Annotated in this window: 3 protein-coding genes; 1 reads left to right on the top strand and 2 read right to left on the bottom strand. The window is 68.5% G+C overall.

Translation table 11 applies throughout. The annotated features are described in order from the left end of the window. Nucleotides 1-175: 175 nt before the first annotated feature. Nucleotides 176-955, bottom strand: a complete 780-nt coding sequence (locus VR44_RS31040) for a class I SAM-dependent methyltransferase (RefSeq protein ID WP_045950953.1) — start codon at nt 953-955, stop codon at nt 176-178. Between the two features lie 160 nt (nt 956-1,115). Further along, the gene (locus VR44_RS31035) at nt 1,116-1,811 is read right to left on the bottom strand and encodes a DsbA family protein (protein ID WP_045950952.1); all 696 of its coding nucleotides are present in this window, start codon (nt 1,809-1,811) and stop codon (nt 1,116-1,118) included. 833 nt (nt 1,812-2,644) lie between these two features. On the opposite strand from VR44_RS31035, the gene VR44_RS31030 reads away from it, so the two are divergent. Further along, the coding region (locus VR44_RS31030) for a hypothetical protein (RefSeq protein ID WP_045950951.1) at nt 2,645-3,976 on the top strand (1,332 nt) is incomplete at its 3' end.

Below are 3,976 nucleotides of genomic sequence, written 5' to 3'. Positions count from 1 at the left end.
GGAGTTGTCCAGCGGCACGCCTCTTCGAGTCCTCGTGTCGGCGTACACACGAAAGTGCTCAGCCAGGTAAGCGACTTCGTGCCCACGTGCCACTGGAGGCAGAACGTGGACGGACGCGACTGCGGAAGGCCAGGGGGAGGGCAGGTTTGTTGCCGGGGAAGGGGCTGGCACCCCTCTACGGGGTGCAGGGTCGGCGTACAACGGCCAGCAGGTGCAAGCTGGAGACCACGAGTTCCGGATGGCTGTCGGCGAACCGTGCGGCAGCGAGGGCGGTTTCAAGCGCCCTCGCGCCCAGGTCCTTCGTTCCGGTCCGGCGCTCTTCGGCTCTCAGGGCCTCGTAGGCGGGCCCGTGCAGTCCGTAGACCGTCGGCTCATCGAAGCCTGCCTGCCGGGCCTCGGCGCAGAGCTCTGAGGGCGCGTGATAGTACGTGGTCGGGCCGTCCCGGCGTACCCGCAGCCCCGTCGTCGCGATGTCCAGCGCAGTGGGCGAGCCCAGTTCCAGGAGCTTGGCATATCGGTTGAGGGCAGCCGCGGCGACCAGGCCGCCGGGCTTGACGACACGGTGAGCCTCCCGCCAGGCACGGGAACGCCCAGCGCCGTCCGGCAGGTGGTAGAGGGGACCAAGCATCAGCACAGCATCGAAGGAAACGTCTGCCTGGTCGAGTTGCCGCGCGTCGCCCACGAAGGCAGCCAGACCCTGATGGCGGGCCTGCCGTACGTGTTCCTGCACCGGGTCGACGACGAGAACCTGATAGCCGCTCTCGGTGAGCCAGCGAGCATGTACTCCGGGCCCGCCGCCGACATCCAGCACGGACGCGGGCGAGGGCGGAAGATGCGCACGCAGGAGTTCCTGCGTCCGCACCAGCTCGACCGTCCCGATGGTGCGCCCGGAAGTGAGGCGGGCAGCCTCATCGCCGGCGCCGTAGAAGGCGGTGATGTCGGGAAGGAGCGCCATGTCGACCTCCGGCAGGAAGATGCAGGCTACCGATCGGAGAATGACATGGCCGGCCGCATTGCCGCTACGGAAGCCGTCCAGTCAAGGACCAGTGCCCGCTCATGCCCCCGGCGGCAGGCATGTGAGCAGGTATCGGCGCCGCCTCGCCCCGTGGGTCCCGTCAGCGGTAGCCGTCTATCCAGACCGAGAGGACGTCCTTGGTGAGTAGTACGTCTGACTCGGTCTCCGGCAAGCGCTTGCCGTTGATGTCCGCCGCGGGTGCCACGGGCGCGCCGACGGCCTCGTACGCCTTCTGGGACGCCTCCACGAAGTCCGCGTACTTCATCTCCCTGACCGCAGAGTCGAATGCCGGCCCGCGTAGGCCCTCCACGCGTGACGCCGTCTCGAGCAGGAGCGCGTCGGTGTAGCCGTCGCCGTTCTCCTCCGGCTGGTTCCGGAGGAGAACGGCCCGGTACTCGGCGAACTTGCCCTGCTCCAGCGCGGCGCGAAGGGCGTTGACGGCCTTTTTCGATCCGGTGCCGCCCAGCTGGCCGTCCGACGCGGAGGACAGGGTGTATTCGGTCCGTACCTCCTTGCCCAGCGTCATCTCCAGCAGCGAGCCGCCAGCACCGGTCACCTCGACCTCCTTGCAGACCGGGCGCCGCATGTCCTCGTAGAGGTGAACCGGCATCCGCTGTGGATCCCCCACGACGATCGTGGTCCCGTCCGGAGCCAGGGCCTCCGGCAGCTCCTCGATGCCGGCGTACGGGTGTCGGCGCGCCCGCTGCGCGGCGTTGGTCTGGTCCCCGCACGCCGTCATGGTCAGCCCCAGCAGGGCGACCGCCACCAGTACGCGATGGATGTGTTCGGCTCTCATACAGGTGCGTCTTTCCGGGGTGCGGTGAGGGCCGGCCGTCTCGTGCGGATCGGCTGGATCCACGCCGATGCCAGTCGGTGCGGGCCGGACTGCAGGAGGGCTTCGGCCGCTTCGGGTTCGACAGGCGGACGAACCCGGCAGATTGTTCGTGTCCCGTCACGATAGTGCCGCCTCGGAAGATGGCGAAGCCGATTCCCCTGCGGCTTGGCCGATGGCGCTTGAAGCTATGACGGGCCATTGATGTAGTGCCTGGGCTGGTGCTGTGACCTGGGTGTGTTCAGGTTGGTTGGCCGGTGTGATTGGGTGCGCTGGTGGCAGCGGGTGAGCGTCAGCTGGGTCGAGGGTGTTGTTCCTGCCTGTGCCCTGCAGGGCTTCTGATCTTGGCTGTCATGGGGTGACCGGGCTGCTGTCATGGAGTGACCGGGTGCTGGGAGATTGGCTGCCACCAGCCCGCACATTCACACGCGGACGCCGGGACCGTCATCAGGGCGAACGGCTGTTGTCGTGCGCAGAGTAGATGTCAGTGCGGCGCAGGGGTCTGTCAGTGCTGTGCCGTAGCGCGCGAGGTGCGACCTGGTGGGCGCGAAGCGGCTGATGTGCTGCCTGTACGTTGCCCAGCCCGGCATGGTCCGTGAGGGGGACGCGTCGGCACGCCGCACTACAAGCGGAACCGGCGCCGTGGGTCCTTGCGCTAGACACACACCCGTGATCATCGGCTACTGCAGGACAACGAAAGCCCGCTGCCGGTCCGCCGGCGGGACCGCACTTCCGGCAAGGCGTGAAGGGGGGAGCTCGTGTCGTCGAGACGACTTCGTCCGGTGAACCAACGGGTGATGCGCGGCGTACGAGGCTGGTTCCGCGCCCTGCTCCTCGCGCTCGCAGTGACGCTCACGGTGGCCGCACCCGCCGGCGGGGCGGCCGCCGAGCCGCTGCCCGGCGTCCCGTCCACGGCCAGCAGCCCGTCGCACGCGGACGGCGAAGGAAAGCTGTCGCGGGTCAAGGTGAAGCGCCGTGTGGACGTGCGCACGCTGCCCCGGCCCAAGCGCATCGCGGAGCCGCAGGAGCAGCCCCACCTCGCCCCTCCGAAGCGGCCGGCCCCCGTGGGACCGCAGCGGCAGCCGAGCCTGCCCGTCACCGGCGTGGCGCTGACTCCGAAGGGCGCGGCGGCACCGAAGGCCGTTCCGTCCACGGCCGTCATCGAGCAGCTGAAGACCTTCCGCACGCTCGGAAACGCCGACAACAACGCTGCCGCCCGGACCGCGCCGTCCGACACGCAGCTCGCGGTCGGCCCCACCCACATCGTCCAGTTCGTGAACCGATCGGGCCAGATCTACGACAAGGCCGGCCACGCCGTCGGCTCCCCCTTCGACCTGGGTACCTTCTTCGGCTTCACGGCGAACACCGGCGGTGATCCGCGCGTGCTCTACGACGCCGGGTCCGGCCGCTTCTTCGCTGCCTACGAGGGCCTCCTGACCGGCGGCGACGAGGTCGACGTCGCGGTCAGCGCCACCTCCGACCCCCGCGGGAGCTGGTCCGTCTACATTGCCGGGAGCAACACCTCGAACGTCCAGCACGACCGGCCGAAGCTCGGCTACACGAACGACAAGGTCACGCTGACCTGGAACAACTACGACCTCGCCGTGGCCGGCAAGCCGTTCCTGGGTGAACAGACCGTGGTCGTCAACAAGGCGGACCTCCTGGCCGGCGGCGCTTCGGTCGCTCTGACGACGTTCGCGCAGGACAAGAACAAGTCCGAGGTCGTCCCGGCCACCTCGTTGTCGGGGATCAACGACCAGTTCGCGATGGAGCACGACCGCACCGACGTGATCGTGACCACGATCACCGGCGTCCCTGGTATCAGCCCGGTCAACCAGACCGAGAACACCATCGCCATCGGTACCGCCTCCGCACCGCCGATGGCAGCCCAGCCGCCCGGCGGCGACGCCACCATCAACACCAACGAAGACCGGATGCTGTCGGTCGCCTGGCAGAACAACCATCTGTGGGGTCTCTTCAACGTCAAGTGCACCCCCATCGGCGACACCGCGGAGCACTCCTGCCAGCGCTTCGTCCAGATCACGACCGGCGGGACCCAGAACCTGGCCACCAACCTCGACCTGGGTCTCGTCGGCGGAGACCTCTACTGCGGCTCACTGGTCCTGAAC

This window comes from Streptomyces katrae (assembly GCF_000966975.1).
Classification (GTDB): domain Bacteria; phylum Actinomycetota; class Actinomycetes; order Streptomycetales; family Streptomycetaceae; genus Streptomyces; species Streptomyces katrae.
This window is presented reverse-complemented; position numbering and strand designations above follow the sequence as displayed.